We start from the raw sequence: 992 nt of genomic DNA, 5'->3' as shown, positions 1-992 counted from the left end.
AATTATCACCTTGTACGCCGCGTTGACGGGTATCTTTGTTGGCTTGGGCTGGAGCGACCCAGCGTTCTTTCTTTCCTTATCGATATTGAGCGTTTTGCAGGTTCGAAAACAAGCTTAACCAGACGGATGAGTTAAGAAAGCACAAACGAAGACACTCGGTATAAGCCGAGTGTTTTCGTATCTAAGGGAGTCTTACACAAGAGTCATGTAAGCTTTATGAGCGACCAAGCATGCGGCTCAATGTGCCATCTTTATCGACAAACTGATGCTTCAATGCACCCAGTACATGCAAAGCCAGCGCTAGAATAATCAAGTTCACAGAGTTGACATGAATAAATGATGCCGCAGACTGCAACCATTCTGTTTTCTCACCAGACGCAATCAACTCCATACCAAACAGATCCAGACCTCGACCACCAGCAACACTCATCACAGCGCCAGAAATCGGCATCGCTAATGTCACCAATAATAAGAAGTGATGGACGCCTTTCGCGGCAACTTCTTGAGCTCGCGTTAATACCGCAACACTCTTAATCGCGCCCTCTTTAATGCGCCATACCAAGCGTAAAAGTGCCGCCAATAGAACAATCAAACCCAAAGATTTGTGCAGCCCCATCAATTCGCCTTTTTCCGGGCCACGCGGCATGCCTTCGAATTGAAGTCCAATCACAAACACGACAAGGAACAAAATGCCTGTCAGCCAATGAAAAACAACAGTCTGTTTCGATAACGATTTATTCATAATGACCACTTAATGTCTCTATACCTGACGCTATTTTGACCTATTACCATTACATTTTATATGGCAATTACGTAAAGTTAGGTAAAGACAAAAAGAGGCGAGCACGAGGTTATTTACTGTGCTCTACATAAATCAACTCATCGGTATTGAAGCCGCGCTCTTTAGACATGGCTTTGAACTTCTCCATCACCTCTGGGGCGACTTCTGGCGTTCTAGCGAGTAGCCACAAATAATCGGTATTCGGGCCAGA

General features: G+C 45.1%; 2 protein-coding genes. Both read right to left on the bottom strand.

What is annotated here, in order from left to right:
• Positions 1 to 214: 214 nt before the first annotated feature.
• The gene (locus tag KIV40_RS32940) at positions 215 to 742 is read right to left on the bottom strand and encodes a cytochrome b (protein ID WP_285353581.1); all 528 of its coding nucleotides are present in this window, start codon (positions 740 to 742) and stop codon (positions 215 to 217) included.
• 109 nt (positions 743 to 851) lie between these two features.
• Positions 852 to 992: lipocalin family protein (locus KIV40_RS32935; RefSeq protein WP_285353583.1), on the bottom strand; the 141-nt coding region annotated here is incomplete at its 5' end.

The sequence above is a fragment of the Vibrio sp. D173a genome (genome assembly GCF_030248475.1).
The sequence above is the reverse complement of the archived record's forward strand: the minus strand, read 5'-3'. Positions and strand labels throughout refer to the sequence as shown.